The sequence below is a fragment of the Oceanobacillus sp. B139/18 genome (assembly GCF_055524595.1).
This window is the reverse complement of record NZ_JBVFXI010000028.1, coordinates 1-449: the sequence shown is the minus strand read 5'-3', so window position 1 is coordinate 449 and position 449 is coordinate 1. Positions and strand designations below refer to the sequence as shown.

The following is a 449-nucleotide window of genomic DNA, read 5'->3' as shown; positions in this document are numbered from 1 at the left end:
TGTAATAGTTTAAATGGCGGAGAGCGAGGGATTCGAACCCTCGAAGCCGCGATAGCGGCTTACACGATTTCCAATCGTGCTCCTTCGGCCTCTCGGACAGCTCTCCATATGGCTCCACAGGTAGGATTCGAACCTACGACCGATCGGTTAACAGCCGATTGCTCTACCACTGAGCTACTGTGGAATAATTCCATAATATTAAAGAAAGAAGTAATTCGCTTGTCCTTAAGGACTTCATAAGAGAATACTCTTGCCTGGCAACGCCCTACTCTCGCAGGGGGAAGCCCCCAACTACCATTGGCGCTGAAGAACTTAACTTCTGTGTTCGGCATGGGAACAGGTGTGACCTCTTCGCTCTCGCCACCAGACAATGTTTTAAAAATCAGTAACAATCAATATTATAATCGTTTTTGAGAAAAAATCAAGTACTAATTTTAAAAAATATGTAA

The 449-nt window shown here is 44.3% G+C and carries 2 tRNA genes and 1 rRNA gene; all 3 read right to left on the bottom strand.

Annotated elements, in window-relative coordinates:
- Positions 1 to 14: 14 nt before the first annotated feature.
- The 3 genes from ACZSMY_RS23185 to rrf all read right to left on the bottom strand — a co-directional run bounded on the left by ACZSMY_RS23185 (position 15) and on the right by rrf (position 368).
- Positions 15 to 106 (bottom strand) — tRNA-Ser (locus tag ACZSMY_RS23185).
- Positions 107 to 109: 3 nt separating this feature from the next.
- Positions 110 to 184: transfer RNA gene (locus tag ACZSMY_RS23180), tRNA-Asn, on the bottom strand.
- Positions 185 to 252: 68 nt separating this feature from the next.
- Positions 253 to 368: ribosomal RNA gene (gene rrf, locus ACZSMY_RS23175) — 5S ribosomal RNA — on the bottom strand.
- Positions 369 to 449: the final 81 nt, after the last annotated feature.